The following is a 19,754-nucleotide window of genomic DNA, read 5'->3' on the forward strand; positions in this document are numbered from 1 at the left end:
ACCCGTGACCCTCACCATCCCGCTCGTGCTGCTGCTCGCCGTTGTCGTCGCGCTGCTGCTGCGCTCCAAGGCCGTCGGCGCCGGAACGGCCGTCGCCGTCGTGCTCTTCGGCTTCTACCTCGCCGACACCGGCGCGGCCGACACCGTCACCCAGATCGTCACCGCCCTCACCGACGCCCTCAACGACGCTGGCCGCTGAACCGAAGGGAGACCCCGCCATGAACGAACCCACCCCGTACGGCCGCACGACGGGACACCAGACGACGACGGCCGTGCACGTCCACACCCCCACCCCCCTCGCCCCCACGCACACCGCCCCGCTCGTGCCCGTGCAGCCGGGCACCATCCCGGCCGTGGCGAGCGTCGTCCTCCCCGATGGCCGGGTCGTCACCGGCTACGCGGTCGCCCCCGTGCAGCCGGAACCGGTGGTCGCCAAGCCGGTCGTCTCGCGGGCGGCGGTGAACGTCGCCCTCGGAGGCGTCGGGTTCCTCGCCGTGTGCGGCGGACTGCTGCTGCTGACCACGTTCATCACCGCCCTGACCGCGCTCGTCACGCAGCTCATCACCCTCGCCGCCGTCGTTTTCGGCGGATGGATCGCCGTGCAGATCTTCAGCGGACGCGGCCATGGCGAGGGCGGGACCACGGTCAACATCCGCAAGGCCGTCATCAAGCGCAACAAGTTCTACGGCTGACAGGAGACGAAAACCCATGCTCAGGCTGCGTATCCGGCTCACCGCGCTGCCCCGCAACGCGCTGATCCTGACCGACACGCCCCGTCCCAACTGCCGCACCTGTGAGGGCTTCGGTGGCATCGAGCACGACTACGGCGACTACGAGACCGGCGAGTGGGCCGGCACCGACATCGAGTTCTGCGGGTGCTGGACGCCGTGGGCCGTAACCCTGCTGCCGCTCCCGCGCCGCCTCCGGTGGCTGCGCCGCCGCCGTGACAGCGGCCGTGACCCGTGGGGCCCCGTCGGCTACAGCGACGAACCGCCCTTCTAGCTACGCCCGAGGGCGGCGACTCCCGGACAAGGACAACCGCCGCCCTCGGTCTCCGTATCCCGACGTTGCAGAACAGGAGACCTACAGCATGACCGAACTGCGCGTTTTCGGCGAGGGGCCCTCGGTCCCGGCCACCCGATCGGGGCGGACGCCCCGGCCGCGTCTGCTGGATCTGTTCTCGTGCGCCGGTGGGGCCGCCATGGGCTACCACCGGGCCGGGTTCGCGGTGGACGGTTGCGACATCGCCGACCGCTCGAACTACCCCTTCCCCTACCGCCGGGGTGACGCCCTGGCCTACCTCGCCCACCTGATCGCGTCGGGCGAGATCCGCCGGTACGCGTTCGTCCACGCGTCCCCGCCGTGCCAGCACGGATGCGCGCTGACGGTGGGCACCAACGCCTCGCAGGGGTGGGGCCGCACGCATGTCGACCTGGTCGCCCCCACCCGTGACCTCTTGGACAGGACCGGCCTGCCGTACGTGATGGAACAGCCCAACGGCCGCGCGGAGATCCGTAAGGACCTGACGCTGTGCGGAGAGATGTTCGGTCTCGGGGTCATCCGTCACCGCAACTTCGAGTTGGGCGACTGGACGGCTGCACAGCCGGCGCACATCCCGCACCGCGGGCGGGTGCGCGGCTACCGGCACGGCCGTTTCTACGACGGTCCCTATGTCGCCGCGTACGGCAACGGCGGCGGCAAGCCCACTGTCCCCGAACTCCAGACGGCCATGGGCATCACGTGGACCGACGTGCGCGAGGAACTGACGGAGGCGATCCCGCCCGCCTACACCGAGCACATCGGCCGCGCCTACCTCGCCGCCACGACGTCCCTGGGGGCGGCGGCATGAGCGCGATGCCCGAACCCCTGCGGGTCGCCCTCGCCCTCGCGGCGGCCGGCGTCCCGGTCCTGCCCCTGCGGGCGGGAAAGGTCCCGTTCGGCAACTGCCGCACCTGCACGGGCCGCCCGCCCCGGTGCGGCGGGCGGCCGAACATGAAGGCGGCGGGCCCCTGCCGGTGCCCCGCGCCGTGCCACGCGTGGGCCGCCGGGACCACCGACCCGCACGTTCTCACCTCGCCCGTGTGGGCGCCGGTGTGGCGTGAGGCCGTGTCGGTCGCCTACCACCCCGGAGGGGCTGGGCTGACGGTCGTCGACCTGGACAACGCTGCGGCCGTCGCATGGGCCCGCGCGACCCTGCCCGCCACCCGCACCGTGCCGTCGACGCGCGGTGAGCACTGGATCTATCGGGGCGCCATGCAGTCGTCGAACGCGGTTCGGCCGGGCGTCGACATCAAATCCACCATGCAGTACGCCCGTTGGCTCGGACCCGGGACCGGCTGTATGGCCGTTCTTCCGGCGGTCGTGCGCGCCCTGCTGGTGAAGGAAGACACCACCCCCGCGCCGGGGGAGGTGGCATCTTCTCTCCCCGCCCCGTGGGGCCGGTCGGTGGCCACCGGGTGCCGCCACACCGAGCGCTACGTCCGCACCGGCTTGGAACGCGGCCTCGCCCTCGTACGGGCCCGCACCGAATCCGGCGCCGGATCACAGGCGTTCGGCGTCGCCCGGTTCCTCGCCGCCCAGCACACCGCATGCCCCGGACCGTGCGGACTCACCGCGATCGGCGAGGAGATCGTGACCGCCGCCGTCTCGGTGGGCGTCCCGGAGGCCTACGCCCGCCGCGCGGTCGCCAACGGCCTTGAGGCGGCCGTGGAGCGCGCGGCATGAACAAAGCATCCCGAACCCCCACGAACGGCGCTCAGGGCGCCGTACAGGGCCCGCCACGGCCGCCGGTGGGCGAACCGAGGGGCGTCGCCCGCAAGGGCGTCCTTTCTGCTGTTGGTTCTGACCCGCACACGGTCACCGTCACCGGCGTCGCCCCGGGGCTGCAAATCCAGTGCGAGGGCGTACCCGTCGCGGACTGGCTGTGCTCGTGCGGGCAGCACGAACGTGCCCGGGGCCGCGCCGCCGTCATCGCGCTGCAAGGCCGCGTCGTCGTCGGCGTCTGCCAGCACACCACTACCGCCGAAGGGAGGACGGCCGCATGAACACACAGCCTGTGGACAACGATCTGTGGGCCGGACTGCCCACCCTGGACGAACCGCCGGGCGAGGACGACGCGGCACCGGACGTGTGGGAGGACCCCATTCCCCTCACCGGCCGCCGTGAGCGCCCCACATTCCCCGCCCACGTCCTGCCCACCTGGTTGGGGGAGTTCGTGGCGGCCGTCGCCGAGGAGACACAGACCCCGGTCGACCTCGCCGGGTCGGTCGCCCTCGCCGTGCTCGCCACGGCGGCCGGCGGCCGGTCGGTGGTCCACGTGCGCGGCAACTGGCGTGAGCCCACCAACCTCTACACCGTGGTGGCGCTCCCGCCCGCCAACCGCAAGTCCGCCGTCTTCGCCCTGCTCACCGACCCCCTCTATGAGGCTGAGAAACAGCTCAAGACCGCCATGCAGCCCGTCATCGTGGAGGCGGAGCTGACGGCGAGGCTGGCCAAGGAAGCGGCGGACAAGGCCGCCGCCAAAGCCGCGTCTGCCGACACGGACAAGCGGCAAGAGATGGTGGCGACCGCGGTCGGCCTCGCGCAGACCGCCGACACCCTCACCGTCCCGGCCGAACCGGTGCTGCTGGCGGACGACTCGACACCGGAGACGGTGACCTCGCTCATGGCGGAACAGGGCGGGCGGCTGTCGGTGATGAGCGCGGAGGGCGGCATCTTCGACATCATCGCTGGCCGCTACTCGGGCGCCCCCAACATGGAAGTCTTCCTCAAGGGGCATGCCGGGGACCGGCTGAGGGTGAACCGGCAGACCCGCCGCGAGTACATCGACCACCCTGCCTTGACCATCGGCCTCGCCGTGCAGCCGGACGTGCTGCGCGACATCGGGAAGGTGAAGGGGTTCGAGGGGCGCGGACTGCTCGCCCGCTTCCTGTACTCCCTGCCGGTGTCCACGGTCGGCGAACGCGAGGTCATCACCGACCCGGTCCCCGAGACGACGGCCACCACCTACACCGCCCGGGTCATCGACCTGACCCTGTCGCTGGCGGAGTGGACCGACCCGGCGGTCATCCAGCTCAGCCCGGAAGCGGACGCGGCACTGATCGCCTATCAGAAGCGCATCGAACCGCAGCTCAAGGCGCGCGGCGGCAAGCTGGGCCACATCTCCAACTGGGCCGGAAAGCTTGCCGGGGCGACCGCCCGCATGGCCGCGCTGCTGCACCTCGCCGAGCACGGCGGCAACGGCTACACCCGCGCGGTCACGGAAGACACCATGCGCTCTGCGATCGAGTTGGGGGAGTACTACACCGCTCACGCCCTCGCCGTGTTCGACGTCATGGGCGCCGACCCGGTCCTGTCCCGGGCCCGCAGCGTGCTGGAAGCGGTGAGGGACAACCGGTGGGAGGACGTCAGCCGGCGGGACGTGTTCACCGTTCTGTCCCGCAGCGAGGTGCCCACCGTCGCCGACCTGGAACCCGCCCTCGCGCTGCTGGAAGACCACGGATACCTGCGGTCCTACCAGCCCGAGCGCACCGGCAAGCGAGGACGCCCACCGGCGCCCCGCCTACTCGTCCACCCCGCACTGCGGTAGGGCGGCCGATGACCCCGGCCGCGCCCTGAACCCTTCCCGCACAAACCGCAAAATCGCAGAAAACCCCGGACACCCCCGCTGACCTGTGGCGGGACCCTCGCGCCACAGCGGCGAGGGGCCCGCCGCACAATCCCGCGATATTCCGCAAAAAACCGAGCACCACCCCGGCCGCCGGGACCGCCCACCGGCCGCCCCTGATTTTTGCGGAATATCGCGGATTTCTGCGGAGCACCACCCACAGCCCCCCGCACACCACATCACCGCAGGTCAGTGACCATCCCGGGCTTTTCTGCGGATTTTGCGGTTTGTGCGGCGGCACCACCCCTTGAACTCAGCCCCACGGAGTGAGCCTTGGACGAACACGCCACCCCCGCCGACGACGACCCGACCCTCGTTTTCCTCAAGGTCGAAGAGGCCGCCCGCCGACTCCGCATCGGCCGGACCACATGCTTCGCGCTCATCCGCACCGGCGAACTGGAGTCCGTCATGGTCGGCGGTCTCCGCAGGGTCCCGGTCGACGCGCCGGCCGCGTACGCGGCCCGTCTCCGCACCGCCCACCGCGCCGCTTGACGACGCCCGGGGCGGCGGCACTCCCGGACAAGACAACCCGCCGCCCCAGTCCCCATCCCGACATCGAGAATCAGGAGTCTGCCGGTGGCAGAGGAACAGAAGCGCACTCGACAGCCCAACGGTCGTAGCTCGATCTACCTGGGCAAGGACGGCAAGTGGCACGGCCGCGTCACGGTCGGCATCCGAGACGACGGCACGCCGGACCGCCGCCACGTCGAACGCAAGACCCGCGCCGAAGTGACGGCCGCTGTACGCGAGTTGGAGAAGCAGCGCGATGCCAAGACCGTGCGGAAGCCGGGCAAGGCTTGGACGGTCAAGACGTGGCTGACGCACTGGATCGAGAACGTTGCGCCCCTCGCGGTCAACGACAACACGATGGTGGGGTACAGCGTCGCCGTGCGGAAGCACCTGATCCCCGGCTTGGGAGCTCACCGTCTCGACAGGCTGAAGCCCGAGCACATTGAGGTGTTCTACGCGAACATGCAGGCCAAGGGCAGCAAGCCCGGCACCGCCCACCAGGTGCATCGCACCTTCCGTACCGCCCTCAACGAAGCCGTACGGCGAGGGCATCTCGGCAAGAACCCGGTTCAGTTGGCCAAGGCTCCGAAGACCGGTGAATACGAGGTGGAGCCCTACAACGTCCAAGAAGTACAGCGGTTGCTCAAGGTCGCTGATCGGCATCGCAACTCCGCGCGGTGGGCCGTCGCCCTCGCCCTCGGACTGCGCCAGGGTGAGGTGTTGGGGCTGAAGTGGGAGGACGTGGACCTTGAGGGTGGGTTCCTCGTTGTCCGCCGTAGTCGCCACCGGCCGCAGTACGCCCACGGGTGCGCGGAGTCCTGCGGACGCAAGGCGGCCGGGTACTGCCCGCAAAGGCGGCGAACCAACCCGGAGTTGTCCACCACCAAGTCCCGCGCCGGCCGTCGTGCGGTCGGTCTCCCCGAACAGCTTGTTGACCTACTCGGTGCGCACCTCAAGGCGCAGGAAGCGGAGCGGCGGGCGGCGGGGAAGCGATGGGAGGAGAACAGCTTGGTGTTCCCGGACGAGCACGGCCGTAGCCCGTCCCACCGCCGAGACTGGGCAGAGTGGAAGTCTCTTCTGGCAGAGGCGAAGGTCCGGGACGGACGTCTTCACGACGCTCGCCACACGGCCGCGACGGTCCTGCTCATCCTCGGCGTTCCCGAGCGTGCCGTCATGGGCCTCATGGGGTGGTCGACCACTGCCATGGCCGCTCGCTATCAGCACATGGTGGACGCCGTGCGGACGGACATTGCGAGGCAAGTGGACGGCCTGATTTGGAAGCCCGAGACGGACCGGCCGGACGATGACGGCGCGGCTGGAGTACTTATGCCAGCCGATTGACAGCAGGCGTCAATGGCCGCGCTCTTGCACCTGGTCATCCTCAGACTGCTGGGCGATCACTTGATCCAAGAGGTAGTCCCCGTCAAGAGGAACGCTCCTGCCGCTATACCTCCGGTGAGCGGCTTGACCTGAGACTCCCAGTGCTGCGCCGATATCTGCCCATGACACGCCCGAGTCTCTGCATCGGGCAATCTCCTTCAAGACGCGGAGTTCGGCAGCGGTTCGCAACTCACCTGCCAGCGACAGTCGCTCGGTGTGCGAGGTGGCGTTCCTCTCCTCACTGATCCTTCGTACGGCTACCTGCATGAGCCTATCCGGGAAGTCGTCCTGCGAGTCGAGGGCTCTCTCATGAGGGGGCACCATCAACACATGTTGACACGCGTGGAGTTCACACTCCGCCCGGTTCGGCATAGTCGCAGGTCAACGGCATTCGTCGCCGAAGTCGCGGCCGGCTAGTGTCAGTGGCGCGGCCTACAGAGTCTTCGTCGGATACGGCGACGGCCCCCTGGTCCTAAGCAGGAGGCCGCCATCACCGTCAGTAACGTCGACACGCGGAGGTCAACATTTCTAACAACGGGGAGTCTAAGCGGCGGGCTGGAAGCCGTCCGATCTCGAAGGCCATCTGCCGCATCAGCGCCCGTTGGCGCGCCCAGTTCGCGGAGCGCTCCGCACGACGCCACTTCGGTCGCCTTCTGCGCTCTGCTGGCGATGAGCTGGTCCGGGTGGCAGTCAAGGCGAGCCTGAGCGGTATCGGGACGCTCGCGCTCTACTGGTGGCACCACCACCGTTAGCAGGTGCTCGCGACGCGGTGACAGTCCGCCTGTGTCGCACAACTGAGACGCCAACTGAGACGGACGGCCGAAAGGGCGGCACCCCTTCGAGGGTGCCGCCCTTTCGTTTTGCCTGGTCACGCAGGTGGAGGCCGTGGCGGGAATCGAACCCACGTAACTCGCTTTGCAGGCGAGTCCCTAAGCCACTCGGGCACACGGCCGGGTCGGGGGCGGGGGGTTGGAGACCCGTTCCCTCTCGGTGAGATGACCGTACGGGCGGGACGGAGGGCGGCTCAAGGGCTCCGGGCGCGCTGCAACGAGGCTGCCATGCTGCGTTCATGAAGCGCGGGAGGCGTACGACCAAAGGGGGAGACCGAGGTCCGTCCTCTGACAGGGGTCAATGTCGGTGGTGGACCTTACGCTTGCGGGCATGACAGCCCTGGAACCCCGCGACGCCGAGGTCGCGGACGACGCGTGTGCGCGTGCCGAAGCCCCCGATGGGGAGCGGGTGCTCGGACGGGACCATCGGGCGCTCACCGTCGGGATCGTCTCCGTGGTGCTGCTCATCGCCTTCGAGGCGACGGCGGTGGGGACCGCCATGCCCGTCGCGGCCCGGGAGCTCGACGGGGTGCCGTTGTACGCCTTCGCGTTCTCCGGGTACTTCACCACCAGTCTGTTCGGGATGGTCCTCGCCGGGCAGTGGTCGGACCGGCGGGGCCCGCTGGGTGCGCTGGGGAGCGGGATCACCGCCTTCGGCGCCGGACTGGTGGTGGCGGGGACCGCGTCGGGCATGTGGGCGTTCATCCTCGGCCGGGCCGTGCAGGGCCTCGGCGGCGGGCTGGTCATCGTCGCCCTGTACGTGGTCGTCGGGCGGGCGTATCCGGAGCGGCTGCGGCCGGCCATCATGGCCGCCTTCGCCGCCTGCTGGGTCGTACCGTCCATCGTCGGTCCGCTCGCGGCGGGAGCCGTGACCGAGCAGCTCGGGTGGCGGTGGGTGTTCCTCGGGATACCCGTGCTCGTCCTGCCCCCGCTGGCGCTCGCGCTGCCGCAGATACGGCGGCGGGCCGGCGGAGCCGTGGGCGAGGGACCCGCGCCCGCCTTCGACCGGCGGCGGATCCGGCTCGCCCTGATGATCTCCGTGGGCGCCGGACTGCTCCAGTACGGCGCCCAGGAACTGCGGCCCCTCTCCCTCCTCCCCGTCGCGGCCGGGCTCGCGCTGCTCGTGCCCGCCGCGCTCGGGCTGCTGCCGCGCGGGACCTGGCGGGCGGCCCGCGGCCTGCCGTCCGTGGTGCTGCTGCGCGGGCTCGCCGCCGGCGCCTTCATCTCCGCCGAGGCCTTCGTCCCGCTCATGCTTGTCACCGAGCGCGGACTGAGCCCGACCCTCGCCGGGTTCTCGCTCGCCGCGGCCGGCGGGACGTGGGCGCTGGGCTCGTGGGTGCAGACCCGGGCCTGGGCCGAGCCGTACCGGGAGCGGCTGATGACGGCCGGGATGCTGCTGGTCGCCGCGACCATCGCCACCGTGCCCAGTGTGCTCGTGCACTCCGTGCCCGCCTGGACCGTGGCGGTCGCCTGGGGGATCGGGTGCTTCGGGATGGGGCTCGTGATCGCCTCCACCAGTGTGCTGCTGCTGAAGCTGTCGGCTCCAGAGGAGGCCGGTGCCAACTCCGCCGCGCTGCAGATCTCGGACGGCCTGTCCAACGTGCTGCTGCTCGCGGCCGGCGGCGCGGCCTTCGCGGCGCTCGGCGGCGGCAGCGTGGCGCACACGGCCGCCGCGGCCGGGGGTTCCGCGGCCGGGTCCTCGCATCCGGCCGCCTTCGCCGCCGTCTTCCTGCCGATGGCCGCGGTGGCGTTGCTCGGCGGATGGGTCACCACCCGCCTGCACGAACGGCACCCCACGGCGTCGCGGGCCTGAGCGCAGGGCGCGAGCGGGGGCACGGCCGGCCCGTGGCCGGTGCCCCGGGCCCGGAGTCCCTGGTCACTTGTCCGTCAGACAGGGGCGGTCGGCCGGCCCGCGCCGAAGACCGCCGCGAGCGCCCCGGCCTCCAGCGGGTCGCCTGCCACGGTGCCGGTCGGGGAGCGGCCCGGCGGGCCGGCGCCTCCAGCTGGGGCCCGCAGCTTCTGACCACCTGCCGCGCGCCGCTTGCCGCCCGGGGCTCGGAGGCCTCGGTCAGTTGTCCTCTCGGGGCCCGCAGGTTCTGACCACCCGCCACCCGCCACCTGCCGCCCGGAGCCCCTGGCCGGTCGTCCCCTGGGGCCCGCATCCCCTGACCACCCGCCGCCCGAATCCTCGCCCCCCGGACTGCTCGCCCCCCGGACTGCTCGCCCCCCGACCTCTCGCCCCCCGAATCCCCGCCCCTGGACTCCCCCCTGGACTCCCCGCGCCCCAACTCCCCGCCCCCCCAAATCCCCTCGCCCTCCGCCCCGCCCCTGCCTACCCTCACCCCATGCAGCCCCTCACCCCAGCCCCAGCCCCAGCGCCCACCTCCGCCTCCACCCCCACCCCCGTCCCCGCCCCGGCGCGCACCACCGTGCTCGAGGTCCCCCTCGGGCCCGGGCTCCATCGTGCTCTCCTGGATCTCGCGGATGCGACCGGGTGCCCGCCGGAGGACATCGTGCTGGACGCCGTACGCGCGCGGCTGGGTGCGGAGGAGGACAGGGTGCGGGAGGTCGCCGAAGGGCTCGCCGGGGCCCACGCCGAGTTGTTGCGGAGGCTCGGGGAATGACCGCAGGGCCCACCACCCCGGCCACGCGGCACCTCACCGTGGCCGAGGTCACCGACATCGCCCGGATCGCGTTCGGCGGACGGGTCCCCGAGGCCCGCGCGCCGGGGCTGCTCGCCTCCGCCGTGCACCGCCCGCGGGCCCGGATGTTCGGCACGCCCGCCTACGAGGACCTCCACGAGAAGGCGGCCGCGCTGCTGCACGCCCTCGCCACGAACCACCCCCTCGTGGACGGCAACAAACGCGCCGCCTGGCTCGCCGCCGCGACCTTTCTCGCCCTGCACGGTGTGGACCTCGTCGGCTGCGACCAGGAGGCGGCGTACGACCTGGTCATCGATGTCGCCTCCGGCGCGGAGGCCGAGATCGGGGTGATCGCGGAGCGGCTGCGGGCACTGTGACGTGAGTCCCACCGCGTGCCGCCCCGGCCCGGTTCGAGGGCTGTCGGTCCCGGGCCGCCGGTAGGGTGGCCCGGTTGTCGTACGCCGACCCCGAACCGGAGACCGTGAGTACTACCGCCGCCACCTCCGCCTCGCACTCCCACCACCTCTCTCCCGCCTTCCCGGGCCGCGCCCCCTGGGGTACCGCCAGCAAACTGCGGGCCTGGCAGCAGGGGGCGATGGAGAAGTACATCCAGGAGCAGCCGCGCGACTTCCTCGCCGTCGCCACCCCCGGCGCCGGCAAGACGACCTTCGCGCTGACCCTCGCCTCCTGGTTGCTGCACCACCATGTCGTGCAGCAGGTGACCGTGGTCGCGCCGACCGAGCATCTGAAGAAGCAGTGGGCGGAGGCGGCCGCGCGGATAGGGATCCGGCTCGACCCCGAGTACAGCGCCGGTCCGCTCAGCAAGGACTACCACGGTGTCGCGGTGACGTACGCGGGCGTCGGCGTACGGCCGATGCTGCACCGCAACCGCAGCGAGCAGCGCAAGACCCTCGTCATCCTCGACGAGATCCATCACGCCGGTGACTCCAAGTCCTGGGGCGAGGCGTGCCTGGAGGCGTTCGAGCCGGCCACCCGACGTCTGGCGCTCACCGGTACGCCGTTCCGGTCCGACACCAACCCCATCCCCTTCGTGACGTACGAGGAGGGCGCGGACGGGATCAGGCGGTCCTCCGCCGACTACACCTACGGCTACGGCTCCGCGCTCGCCGACCACGTCGTGCGGCCGGTCATCTTCCTCTCCTACAGCGGCAACATGCGCTGGCGGACCAAGGCCGGTGACGAGATCGCGGCGCGGCTCGGCGAGCCGATGACGAAGGACGCGATCAGCCAGGCGTGGCGCACGGCCCTGGACCCGCGCGGTGAGTGGATGCCGAGCGTGCTGCGCGCCGCCGACCAGCGGCTCACCGAGGTCAGGAAGTCCATCCCGGACGCGGGCGCCCTCGTCATCGCCTCCGACCAGGACTCGGCGCGGGCGTACGCCAAGCTGATCCGGGAGATCACCGGCAGCAAGGCGACCCTGGTGCTCTCCGACGACGCCGGCGCCTCCAGCCGGATCGACGACTTCAGCGGCAGCACCGACCGGTGGATGGTCGCGGTGCGGATGGTGTCCGAGGGCGTCGACGTGCCCCGGCTCGCGGTCGGGGTGTACGCCACCACCATCTCCACCCCGCTCTTCTTCGCCCAGGCCGTGGGGCGTTTCGTGCGGTCGCGGCGGCGCGGCGAGACGGCGTCCGTGTTCCTGCCGACCGTGCCCGACCTGCTGGGTTTCGCCAACGAGATGGAGCGCGAGCGCGACCACGCCCTCGACAAGCCCAAGAAGGAGGGTGAGGAGGACCCGTACGCCGAGGAGGAGAAGCTCCTCCAGGAGGCGGAGAAGCAGCAGGACGAGGACACCGGCGAGCAGGAGCAGTTCGCCTTCGAGGCGCTGGAGTCCGAGGCCGTCTTCGACCGGGTCATGTACAACGGCGCCGAGTTCGGCATGCAGGCCCACCCGGGGAGCGAGGAGGAGCAGGACTACCTCGGCATTCCGGGTCTCCTGGAGCCCGAGCAGGTGCAGTTGCTGCTGCAGAAGCGGCAGGCGAAGCAGATCGCGCACAGCAGGAAGAAGCCGGACACCGAGGCCGATCTGCTGGAGCTGCCGGCCGAACGGCGGCCGGTCGTCTCGCACAAGGAGCTGATGGAGCTGCGGCGGCAGCTCAACACGATGGTCGGCGCGTACGTCCACCAGAGCGGCAAGCCGCACGGGGTCGTCCACACCGAGCTGCGGCGGGTGTGCGGGGGGCCGGCGAGCGCGGAGGCGACGGCGGGACAGTTGCGACAGCGCATCGCCAAGGTCCAGGAGTGGGCCACCCGCATGAAATGAGGCCCGGTGGCCCTTCTGTGGCCTTTCTTCGGGCTTTCTGTGACCTTTCTGTGCTTTTCCTTTCGACTTTTCACGGTCCGACATATCACGGCAAAAGGGCGGCAAATGTCAGTAGTCCGTACCGGCCATTGACCGGATTCTGGACGTTCTCTTCCGCTCAGCGAACCTGCTTCGCTACTGTCCCGCTACGCACACGCCCCGTGGCAGCGCCGCCGCGGAGCGCAGCCGTGAAGCGACCGGGCCCGGACCTGCCGGGCCCCTCTGCCGATCGGCGGCCTCTCAAGCGCGTCGCCGACGGGACTCGGTGACGCATCCGCCGCGACGGGGACCGCCGACCTCACCACTGAAGGAGTGGGCGTCGTGACCGCGGAGACTTCCCAGACGCTCGACCGGGGACTGAAGGTCCTCAAGCTGCTGGCCGACACCGACCACGGGCTGACCGTCACCGAGCTGTCCCAGAAACTGGGCGTGAACCGGACGGTCGTCTACCGGCTGCTCGCCACGCTGGAGCAGCACGCCCTCGTACGGCGTGATCTGGGCGGGCGGGCCCGGGTGGGCCTCGGGGTGCTGAGGCTGGGCCGTCAGGTGCATCCGCTGGTCCGGGAGGCGGCGCTGCCCGCGCTGCGGTCGCTGGCCGAGGACATCGGCGCGACCGCCCACCTGACGCTGGTGGACGGGGCGGACGCGCTGGCCGTGGCCGTCGTCGAGCCGTCGTGGACGGACTATCACGTGGCGTACCGGGCCGGGTTCCGGCATCCGCTGGACCGCGGGGCCGCGGGGCGGGCGATTCTCGCGGCGCGGCAGAGGCCGGCGGGGGAGCCGGGGTACACGCTGACGCACGGGGAGCTGGAGGCGGGAGCGAGCGGGGCCGCGGCGCCGCTGCTCGGGGTGACCGGGGTCGAGGGCAGCGTGGGTGTGGTGATGCTGACGGACGCGGTGCCGGAGCGGGTGGGCCCGCGGGTGGTGGACGCGGCCCGGGAGGTGGCGGAGGCGCTGCGCTGAGGGATCACCGCGGGATCGCCGTACGATCGCCTCCCCATGTCTCCGGATCGGCCCGGATGACCTGCGGAGCCGGGTGCACACCCGCGCCGGTTACATTGACCTCGTGCTCTCTCGTCTCACGCGTCTCCAGGCCGTCGCCCTCTGCGCTCTGCCCCTCGTGGTGCTGCTCGCGACGGCGCTGTTCGCGCCGCTGCCGTTCTCGGTGGCGCAGCCCGGGATGACGGCCAATGTGCTGGGCGAGAACCAGGGCACCGAGGTGATCACGATCTCCGGGGCGCCCACCCGGGACACCTCCGGCCAACTGCGCATGACCACGATCGAGGCGACCGGCCCCGACGCCGACGTCCGGCTCGGCGATGTGATCGACGGCTGGTTCCGCACCGACCAGGCGATCATGCCGCGCGACTCGGTCTACCCGAGCGGCCAGTCCACCAAGGAGATCGAGCAGCACAACACCCAGCAGATGCAGGAGTCCCAGGACGCGGCCACGCAGGCCGCCCTGCGCTACCTCCACCGCACGGACGACGGCATCAAGGTCACGCTGAAACTGTCCGACGTCGGCGGCCCGAGCGCGGGCCTGCTGTTCTCGCTGGGCATCGTCGACAAGCTCGACGGCAACGGCACCGGCGGCGATCTCACCGGGGGCCGCACCATCGCCGGTACCGGCACCATCGACCCGGCCGGTACGGTCGGCGCGGTCGGAGGCGTCTCCCTGAAGACCCAGGCCGCACGCCGGGACGGGGCGACCGTCTTCCTCGTGCCGAAGGACGAGTGCAGCGACGCCAAGTCCGAGCTGCCCAAGGGGCTCCGGCTGATCCCGGTGACCACCCTCAAGGGCGCGGTGAACGCGCTCACCGCCCTGGAGAGTGGCAAGGGCACCGTGCCTAGCTGCTAGGCGCCGGCGCGGCCGGCCCCGGTGTGGCCAGCCGCAGCCCCACTTCCACGAGGGTCCAGCCGAGCCGGGTGCGCAGGGCGCGGGGGCGCCCCGCGGCAGAGGTGGCCAGACGGTGGGCGGCGGCTAAGGCGTGCAGTTCGGCGGCGCGGGTGTGGTGGAGGGCGAGGTGGGTCTCGGGGGCGATCATCGGGGCGTCTCCTGGTCCGTCGTGAGCGGGAAGGCATGCGTGTGCAGGCGGACCTGTGCGGTGTCGGCGGCGTCCGCGTCGGTGCAGCGGTCGCGGTACGTCGCGATCAGCTCGTGCATCTTCTGGGTGAGTTCACGGGTGAGCTGGGGTGTCAGCCGTAGCGTCGCGCTGCTCATGTCCCAGGAGCGGTTCCAGTCCTCAGGCCAGTCGGCCCGGGTGCCGAGCCAGGTCGACAGGTCGCGGGTCTGGGTGGTGGCGACCTCGTGCAGATACAGGTGCGCCGCTCCGCGTACGGCGGGGTCGGCGTCCACGAGCAGCGAGTCGTCGAACCCCAGGCCCCGGTGGGCGGCCTTCCACCACCGCTCCCGGCCCTTGCCCCGCTCGGGATCGTCCTCGATGAAGCCGTGGGCGGCGAGCTGACGCAGGTGGTAGCTGGTGGCTCCGCTGGACTCGCCCAGTTTCTCGGCGAGTTGGGAGGCGGTGGCGGGGCCGCCGAAGCGCAGGGCGTCGAGTAGTTGCATGCGCAGGGGGTGGGCCAGCCCGCGCAAGGAGCGCGCGTCGAGTTGGCGTACCTCTGTGTCTTGGGGCTCTGGCATGCGTACAAAACTATCCTTGCAAAGGACCCTTTGCAAGGATAGTTTTGCAAGTCACCGCTCCCGATCCTCCTCAGCCGCCTGCTCCACCAGCGGGATGATCCGCAACGGCACCGCGTTCTCCATCACGATCGCCGTCGACGCCCGGACGATCCCCTCGAAGCCGACGACCCGGTCGATCACCCGCTGGAGGTCCGCGTTGGAGCGGGCCACCAGCCGGCACAGCATGTCGCCGCTGCCCGTGGTGGTGTGCAGCTCCAGGACCTCGGGGACCGTCGCGAGGTGGGCCCGTACGTCGGGTCCCTGGCCCTGGCGGATCTGGAGGGTGGCGAAGGCCGTCACCGGATAGCCGATGGCCGCCGGGTCCACCTCCGGTCCGAAGCCCCGGATGACGCCGCTCGACTGGAGCCGGTCCAGCCGGGCCTGCACGGTCCCCCGGGCCACCCCCAGCCGCCGGGACATCTCCAGCACCCCGATCCTCGGCTCCCGTGCCAGCAGCACGATGATCCGGCCGTCCAGATGATCGATCGCCACGCCCGCCTCCCAGATGGTCACCCTGTACGGAAAGTCTGCCGAAACCGTCGTACCGCTGACCGGATTGCCCGGTGAAGAGGCGAACTGTTGCGCACCTTGCGCCCCGGAGTGAGGCTTTCGCTATGACGCAGATCACGCATCCCGCTCCCGGGGTCGCCCGGCAGGCCGATCCCTTCCCGGTCGGGGGAATGGACGCGGTCGTCTTCGCCGTGGGCAACGCCCAGCAGGCGGCGCACTACTACTCCACCGCCTTCGGCATGCGACTGGTCGCCTACGCGGGCCCGGAGACCGGCAGCCGGGAGACCGCGTCGTACGTGCTCACGGGCGGTTCCGCCCGGTTCGTCCTCACCTCCGTCGTCAAGCCGGCCACCACCTGGGGCCACTTCCTCGCCCGGCACGTGGCCGAGCACGGCGACGGTGTCATCGACCTCGCCCTCGAGGTCCCGGACGCGCGCGCGGCGTACGCCTACGCGGTCGAGCACGGCGCCCGGTCCGTCGCCGAGCCGTACGAGCTGCATGACGAGCACGGCACCGTCGTCCTCGCCGCGATCGCGACCTACGGCGAGACCCGCCACACCCTCGTCGACCGCTCCCGCTACGACGGCCCCTACCTCCCGGGCTTCGTCGCCGCCGACCCGATCGTCGAGCCGCCCGCCCAGCCCACCTTCCGGGCGATCGACCACTGCGTCGGCAACGTCGAACTCGGCCGGATGGACGAATGGGTCGGCTTCTACCAGAGGGTCATGGGCTTCACGAACATGAAGGAGTTCGTGGGCGACGACATCGCCACCGAGTACAGCGCGCTGATGTCGAAGGTCGTCGCCGACGGGACGCGGAAGGTCAAGTTCCCGATCAACGAGCCCGCGATCGCCAGGAAGAAGTCGCAGATCGACGAGTACCTGGAGTTCTACGGCGGCGCGGGCGTCCAGCACATCGCGCTCGACACCGACGACATCGTGCGGACGGTCCGCACCCTGCGCGCCGCCGGGGTCCGCTTCCTCGACACCCCGGACTCCTACTACGACACGCTCGGCGACTGGGTCGGCGACACCCGGGTGCCGCTGGAGACCCTGCGCGAGCTGAAGATCCTCGCCGACCGCGACGAGGACGGATATCTGCTCCAGGTCTTCACCAAGCCGGTGCAGGACCGCCCCACGGTGTTCTTCGAGATCATCGAGCGCCACGGATCGATGGGCTTCGGCAAGGGCAACTTCAAGGCGCTGTTCGAGGCGATCGAGCGGGAGCAGGCGAAGCGCGGCAACCTGTGACACCGACGGGCGCCGGGGCGTCAGGACTCCGGCAGCGGCTCGTCCGGCACCTCGCCCAGCCCCGCCAGCGCGGCCCGGGCCGTCCGGGCGTGCAGCGGGGAGAAGTACGGGTTCAGCCGCAGCGCCTCCGCGAGATGCCGGCGGGCGTTCGCCGTCCGCTCCAGCGCGCGTTCGATCATGCCGCGGTGGTAGGAGTACGACGCGCTGAGCACCGCCCCGCCGTGCACCCGGTCGGTGGCGGTCGTCGCGTACGTCAGCGCCTCCTCGTCCCGGCCCGCCCGGTGCAGCGCCCAGCCCAGGGCGTCCGCCACCGCGATGCCCGGCTGGCGCCGCCACTCGGCCCGCAGCCGCCGTACCGCCGACGCCGGATCCCCGTGATCCGCCTCGAACAGCCCGAGCACCAGCGCCCCGTCCACCCCGCCCGCCGCGTCCCGGCGCACCCGCTCCCGCAGCAGCGCGTACTGCTCGCGCGCCGCCCCGGTGCGCCCCGACGACTCGTACAGCTCGCCCAGTTCGAGCGCGTACTGCGGCAGCGGCTGCCCCGCCAGCGCCTCGCGGTACGCGGCGAGCGCCGGCCCGGTCCGGCCCAGCGCCGCCAGCGCCCGCCCCTGCCCGGCCCGCGCGGCCCACTGGTCCGGGTCCAGCCGCAGGGCCGCCTCGAAGTGCCGCAGCGCGCTCTCGCGCTCCCCGCGCTCGAACGCCAGCCGCCCGGCCCGCTCCAGCCACGCCGCCTCCTCGGCGGGGGAGGAGGCCCCGGCCGCCGCGTCCGCCAGCGCCGCCTGCGCGTCCTCCCGCAGCCCCTGCTCCCAGTACACGCCCGCCGCCCGCGCCAGGACCGCCGGGCCCGAGCGCAGCTTTTGCAGCCGCTCCAGCGCCGCACGGGCCTTCTTGTGGTCGCCGAGACCCGTGTACGCGTCGACGAGCTGCCCGTACGTCGTCCAGCGCGCCGCGGACACCCGCTGCGCGGCCCGCGCCCACGTGAGCGCCGCGGGGAAGTCCCGGCGCGCGTTGGCCAGCGCCGCCAGCCCGTCCAGCGCCTCGGCGTTGCCCCGCGGCCGCACCGTCAGCGAGGTCCGCAGCGCCCGCTCGGCCTTCGGATACAGGACGTCGGCCCCCGCGGTACGCCGCCCCTGCTCCAGGTACGCCGTCCCGAGCACCGCCCACGCCCCCGCGTCCCGGGGATGCTCGCGCACCCTGCTCTCCCGCGCGCCGATCAGCTCCGCCAGCCCGGGCAGCGCCGCGGGCACCCCCGCCCCCACCGCCGCGGCCGCCCGCGCCCCCGCGGCCGGCGCCACCGCCCCGCGCCGCGGCCCCTGGCCGGGCACCCACAGCAGCACCGCCCCACCGGCCAGCACCAGAGCCCCCACGAGCGGGCCGGCCACCGCCCGCCGCCGATACCAGGGCACCGCCCGCGCGGTGTGCTCTTCGTTTCGTACGACGTTGTCCGTGGCGTTCTCCATGGCGCTCACTGTGCGCCGGTCCACGGGACGCGCCCGGGCAGGTGACGGCCGCCGGGGACGGGGTTCACACCGATGGCCCCGGGTGCGAACCTTGTGATCATGAGCCGTATCGAAGCGCCACGCGACGAGGTCACGGGCAACCTCCTCGATCGTCTGCTCGCCGGCCTGCCCGCCGACGCCGTCCTCACCGACCCCGACGTCACCGCCGCGTACGCCCACGACATGGCGAGCTTCTGCCCGGCCGGCGCCCCGGCCGTCGTCGTGCTGCCCCGTACCGTCGAACAGGTCCAGCACGTCATGCGCACCGCCACCGAGCTGCGCCTGCCCGTCGTCCCGCAGGGTGCCCGCACCGGCCTGTCCGGCGCCGCCAACGCCACCGACGGCTGTGTGGTGCTCTCCCTGACCAGGATGGACCGCATCCTGGAGATCAGCCCGGTCGACCGGATCGCCGTCGTCGAACCGGGTGTCGTCAACGCCGCCCTCTCGCGCGCGGTGGACGACCTCGGCCTCTGCTACCCGCCCGACCCCTCCAGCTGGGAGATGTGCACGATCGGCGGGAACATCGGCACGGCCTCGGGCGGGCTGTGCTGTGTGAAGTACGGGGTCACGGCCGAGTACGTCCTCGGCCTCGACGTCGTCCTCGCCGACGGCCGGCTGATGTCCACCGGCCGGCGCACCGCCAAGGGGGTCGCCGGGTACGACCTGACCCGGCTGTTCGTGGGCTCGGAGGGCTCCCTCGGCATCGTCGTCCGCGCCGTCCTGGCCCTCAGGCCGAAGCCGCCGCGGCAGCTCGTGCTGGCGGCGGAGTTCGCGTCGGCGGCCGCCGCCTGCGACGCGGTCTGCCGGATCATGGCCGGCGGGCATGTGCCGTCCCTGCTGGAGCTGATGGACCGCACGACCGTCAAGGCGGTCAACGCCCTCACCCGGATGGGTCTGCCCGAGACGACCGAGGCCCTCCTGCTGGCGGCCTTCGACACCACCGACCCGGCCGCCGACCTCGCCGCCGTCGGCGCGTTGTGCGAGGAGGCGGGCGCCACCCAGGTCGTCCCCGCCGACGACGCCGCGGAGTCCGAACTGCTCCTGCAGGCACGGCGTTCGTCCCTCGTCGCGCTGGAGGCGGTCAAGGGCACCACGATGATCGACGACGTGTGCGTGCCCCGCTCCCGCCTCGGCGACCTGATCGAGGGCGTCGAGCGCATCGCCGACAAGCACCGTCTGACCATCGGCGTCGTCGCCCACGCCGGGGACGGCAACACCCACCCCACCGTCTGCTTCGACGCCCAGGACCCCGACGAGTGCCGGCGCGCCCGCGAGTCCTTCGACGAGATCATGGCGCTCGGCCTGGAACTCGGCGGCACCATCACCGGCGAGCACGGCGTGGGCGTCCTGAAGAAGGAGTGGCTGGCGCGCGAGATCGGCCCGGTGGGGCTGGAGATGCAACGGGCCGTCAAGCAGGTGTTCGACCCGCTGGGGATCCTCAACCCGGGCAAGTTGTTCTGACCT

21 protein-coding genes and 1 tRNA gene are annotated in these 19,754 nt (G+C 71.9%); 17 read left to right on the forward strand and 5 right to left on the reverse strand.

Annotation, left to right across the window (positions count from 1 at the left end; genetic code table 11):
- The first annotated feature begins 4 nt into the window (after positions 1–4).
- The 9 genes from AQJ58_RS00420 to AQJ58_RS00455 all read left to right on the forward strand — a co-directional run bounded on the left by AQJ58_RS00420 (position 5) and on the right by AQJ58_RS00455 (position 6,517).
- Positions 5–199 (forward strand): hypothetical protein, encoded by a 195-nt coding sequence (locus AQJ58_RS00420; protein ID WP_067243705.1) that lies wholly within the window; start codon positions 5–7, stop codon positions 197–199.
- Between the two features lie 19 nt (positions 200–218).
- Positions 219–692, forward strand: a complete 474-nt coding sequence (locus AQJ58_RS00425; protein ID WP_067243706.1) for a hypothetical protein — start codon at positions 219–221, stop codon at positions 690–692.
- Positions 693–708: 16 nt separating this feature from the next.
- Positions 709–1,002: a hypothetical protein gene (locus AQJ58_RS00430; RefSeq protein WP_067243708.1), complete on the forward strand. Its 294-nt coding sequence runs from the start codon at positions 709–711 to the stop codon at positions 1,000–1,002.
- A gap of 88 nt (positions 1,003–1,090) precedes the next feature.
- Positions 1,091–1,849, forward strand: a complete 759-nt coding sequence (locus AQJ58_RS00435) for a DNA cytosine methyltransferase (RefSeq protein WP_067243710.1) — start codon at positions 1,091–1,093, stop codon at positions 1,847–1,849.
- Positions 1,846–2,724: a bifunctional DNA primase/polymerase gene (locus AQJ58_RS00440; RefSeq protein WP_067243717.1), complete on the forward strand. Its 879-nt coding sequence runs from the start codon at positions 1,846–1,848 to the stop codon at positions 2,722–2,724. The genes AQJ58_RS00435 and AQJ58_RS00440 overlap by 4 nt, the downstream gene beginning before the upstream one ends.
- Positions 2,721–3,044, forward strand: coding sequence for a hypothetical protein (locus tag AQJ58_RS40250; protein ID WP_234359919.1), 324 nt, complete (start codon positions 2,721–2,723; stop codon positions 3,042–3,044). The genes AQJ58_RS00440 and AQJ58_RS40250 overlap by 4 nt, the downstream gene beginning before the upstream one ends.
- On the forward strand, positions 3,041–4,588 hold the full coding sequence (locus tag AQJ58_RS00445) for a YfjI family protein (RefSeq protein ID WP_420712124.1): 1,548 nt from the start codon (positions 3,041–3,043) through the stop codon (positions 4,586–4,588). Before AQJ58_RS40250 ends, AQJ58_RS00445 begins: the two co-directional genes overlap by 4 nt.
- Positions 4,589–4,939: 351 nt before the next feature.
- On the forward strand, positions 4,940–5,158 hold the full coding sequence (locus tag AQJ58_RS00450) for an excisionase family DNA-binding protein (protein WP_067243720.1): 219 nt from the start codon (positions 4,940–4,942) through the stop codon (positions 5,156–5,158).
- A gap of 84 nt (positions 5,159–5,242) precedes the next feature.
- Complete coding sequence (locus AQJ58_RS00455) at positions 5,243–6,517, forward strand: tyrosine-type recombinase/integrase (RefSeq protein ID WP_067243722.1); 1,275 nt, start codon at positions 5,243–5,245, stop codon at positions 6,515–6,517.
- Positions 6,518–7,433: 916 nt separating this feature from the next.
- Here the strand turns inward: AQJ58_RS00455 and AQJ58_RS00465 are convergent.
- Positions 7,434–7,508: transfer RNA gene (locus AQJ58_RS00465), tRNA-Cys, on the reverse strand.
- Positions 7,509–7,717: 209 nt separating this feature from the next.
- Here AQJ58_RS00465 and AQJ58_RS00470 point away from each other — a divergent pair.
- From AQJ58_RS00470 to AQJ58_RS00495, 6 genes are all read left to right on the forward strand, one after another.
- Positions 7,718–9,199 carry an MFS transporter gene (locus AQJ58_RS00470; protein WP_067243725.1) on the forward strand — a complete coding sequence of 494 codons (1,482 nt, stop codon included), beginning with the start codon at positions 7,718–7,720 and terminating at the stop codon, positions 9,197–9,199.
- A gap of 532 nt (positions 9,200–9,731) precedes the next feature.
- A complete protein-coding gene (locus AQJ58_RS00475; protein ID WP_159056202.1) occupies positions 9,732–10,010 on the forward strand; it encodes a hypothetical protein in 279 nt (92 codons plus the stop codon).
- Entirely contained in the window at positions 10,007–10,405 is a 399-nt protein-coding gene (locus AQJ58_RS00480) for a type II toxin-antitoxin system death-on-curing family toxin (protein WP_067243727.1), read from the forward strand. The genes AQJ58_RS00475 and AQJ58_RS00480 overlap by 4 nt, the downstream gene beginning before the upstream one ends.
- A gap of 104 nt (positions 10,406–10,509) precedes the next feature.
- On the forward strand, positions 10,510–12,312 hold the full coding sequence (locus AQJ58_RS00485; RefSeq protein WP_067245555.1) for a DEAD/DEAH box helicase: 1,803 nt from the start codon (positions 10,510–10,512) through the stop codon (positions 12,310–12,312).
- A gap of 360 nt (positions 12,313–12,672) precedes the next feature.
- Complete coding sequence (locus AQJ58_RS00490) at positions 12,673–13,314, forward strand: IclR family transcriptional regulator (RefSeq protein ID WP_067243728.1); 642 nt, start codon at positions 12,673–12,675, stop codon at positions 13,312–13,314.
- Positions 13,315–13,417: 103 nt separating this feature from the next.
- Positions 13,418–14,209, forward strand: coding sequence for a YlbL family protein (locus tag AQJ58_RS00495; protein ID WP_067245556.1), 792 nt, complete (start codon positions 13,418–13,420; stop codon positions 14,207–14,209).
- Here AQJ58_RS00495 and AQJ58_RS00500 read toward each other — a convergent pair.
- The 3 genes from AQJ58_RS00500 to AQJ58_RS00510 are packed head-to-tail and all read right to left on the reverse strand — an operon-like array spanning position 14,199 to position 15,523.
- Complete coding sequence (locus tag AQJ58_RS00500) at positions 14,199–14,393, reverse strand: hypothetical protein (RefSeq protein ID WP_067245559.1); 195 nt, start codon at positions 14,391–14,393, stop codon at positions 14,199–14,201. The two genes, AQJ58_RS00495 and AQJ58_RS00500, sit on opposite strands and share 11 nt — an antisense overlap.
- Positions 14,393–14,992 carry an ArsR/SmtB family transcription factor gene (locus AQJ58_RS00505; protein ID WP_067243729.1) on the reverse strand — a complete coding sequence of 200 codons (600 nt, stop codon included), beginning with the start codon at positions 14,990–14,992 and terminating at the stop codon, positions 14,393–14,395. Before AQJ58_RS00505 ends, AQJ58_RS00500 begins: the two co-directional genes overlap by 1 nt.
- 51 nt (positions 14,993–15,043) lie before the next feature.
- On the reverse strand, positions 15,044–15,523 hold the full coding sequence (locus tag AQJ58_RS00510) for an Lrp/AsnC family transcriptional regulator (protein ID WP_067245560.1): 480 nt from the start codon (positions 15,521–15,523) through the stop codon (positions 15,044–15,046).
- A 122-nt stretch (positions 15,524–15,645) separates the two neighbouring features.
- Here AQJ58_RS00510 and hppD point away from each other — a divergent pair, with 122 nt between their 5' ends.
- Positions 15,646–16,791, forward strand: a complete 1,146-nt coding sequence (gene hppD / locus AQJ58_RS00515; RefSeq protein ID WP_067243730.1) for a 4-hydroxyphenylpyruvate dioxygenase — start codon at positions 15,646–15,648, stop codon at positions 16,789–16,791.
- Between the two features lie 20 nt (positions 16,792–16,811).
- Here the strand turns inward: hppD and AQJ58_RS00520 are convergent, their stop codons facing one another.
- Entirely contained in the window at positions 16,812–18,251 is a 1,440-nt protein-coding gene (locus tag AQJ58_RS00520) for a tetratricopeptide repeat protein (protein ID WP_067243732.1), read from the reverse strand.
- A 93-nt stretch (positions 18,252–18,344) separates the two neighbouring features.
- On the opposite strand from AQJ58_RS00520, the gene AQJ58_RS00525 reads away from it, so the two are divergent.
- Positions 18,345–19,751 carry an FAD-binding oxidoreductase gene (locus tag AQJ58_RS00525; RefSeq protein WP_067245563.1) on the forward strand — a complete coding sequence of 469 codons (1,407 nt, stop codon included), beginning with the start codon at positions 18,345–18,347 and terminating at the stop codon, positions 19,749–19,751.
- Positions 19,752–19,754 lie beyond the last annotated feature (3 nt).

The sequence above is a fragment of the Streptomyces sp. DSM 15324 genome (genome assembly GCF_001514285.1).
GTDB lineage: Bacteria > Actinomycetota > Actinomycetes > Streptomycetales > Streptomycetaceae > Streptomyces.

Bases quoted from the DNA above. Each gene is read 5' to 3' on its own strand.
- AQJ58_RS00445 (WP_420712124.1), top strand. From the start codon at position 3,041: ATGAACACACAGCCTGTGGACAACGATCTGTGGGCCGGACTGCCCACC.
- AQJ58_RS00425 (WP_067243706.1), top strand. From the start codon at position 219: ATGAACGAACCCACCCCGTACGGCCGCACGACGGGACACCAGACGACG.
- AQJ58_RS00430 (WP_067243708.1), top strand. From the start codon at position 709: ATGCTCAGGCTGCGTATCCGGCTCACCGCGCTGCCCCGCAACGCGCTG.
- AQJ58_RS00475 (WP_159056202.1), top strand. From the start codon at position 9,732: ATGCAGCCCCTCACCCCAGCCCCAGCCCCAGCGCCCACCTCCGCCTCC.
- AQJ58_RS00505 (WP_067243729.1), bottom strand. From the start codon at position 14,992: ATGCCAGAGCCCCAAGACACAGAGGTACGCCAACTCGACGCGCGCTCC.
- AQJ58_RS00520 (WP_067243732.1), bottom strand. From the start codon at position 18,251: ATGGAGAACGCCACGGACAACGTCGTACGAAACGAAGAGCACACCGCG.
- AQJ58_RS00440 (WP_067243717.1), top strand. From the start codon at position 1,846: ATGAGCGCGATGCCCGAACCCCTGCGGGTCGCCCTCGCCCTCGCGGCG.
- AQJ58_RS00435 (WP_067243710.1), top strand. From the start codon at position 1,091: ATGACCGAACTGCGCGTTTTCGGCGAGGGGCCCTCGGTCCCGGCCACC.
- AQJ58_RS40250 (WP_234359919.1), top strand. From the start codon at position 2,721: ATGAACAAAGCATCCCGAACCCCCACGAACGGCGCTCAGGGCGCCGTA.
- AQJ58_RS00470 (WP_067243725.1), top strand. From the start codon at position 7,718: ATGACAGCCCTGGAACCCCGCGACGCCGAGGTCGCGGACGACGCGTGT.
- AQJ58_RS00480 (WP_067243727.1), top strand. From the start codon at position 10,007: ATGACCGCAGGGCCCACCACCCCGGCCACGCGGCACCTCACCGTGGCC.
- hppD (WP_067243730.1), top strand. From the start codon at position 15,646: ATGACGCAGATCACGCATCCCGCTCCCGGGGTCGCCCGGCAGGCCGAT.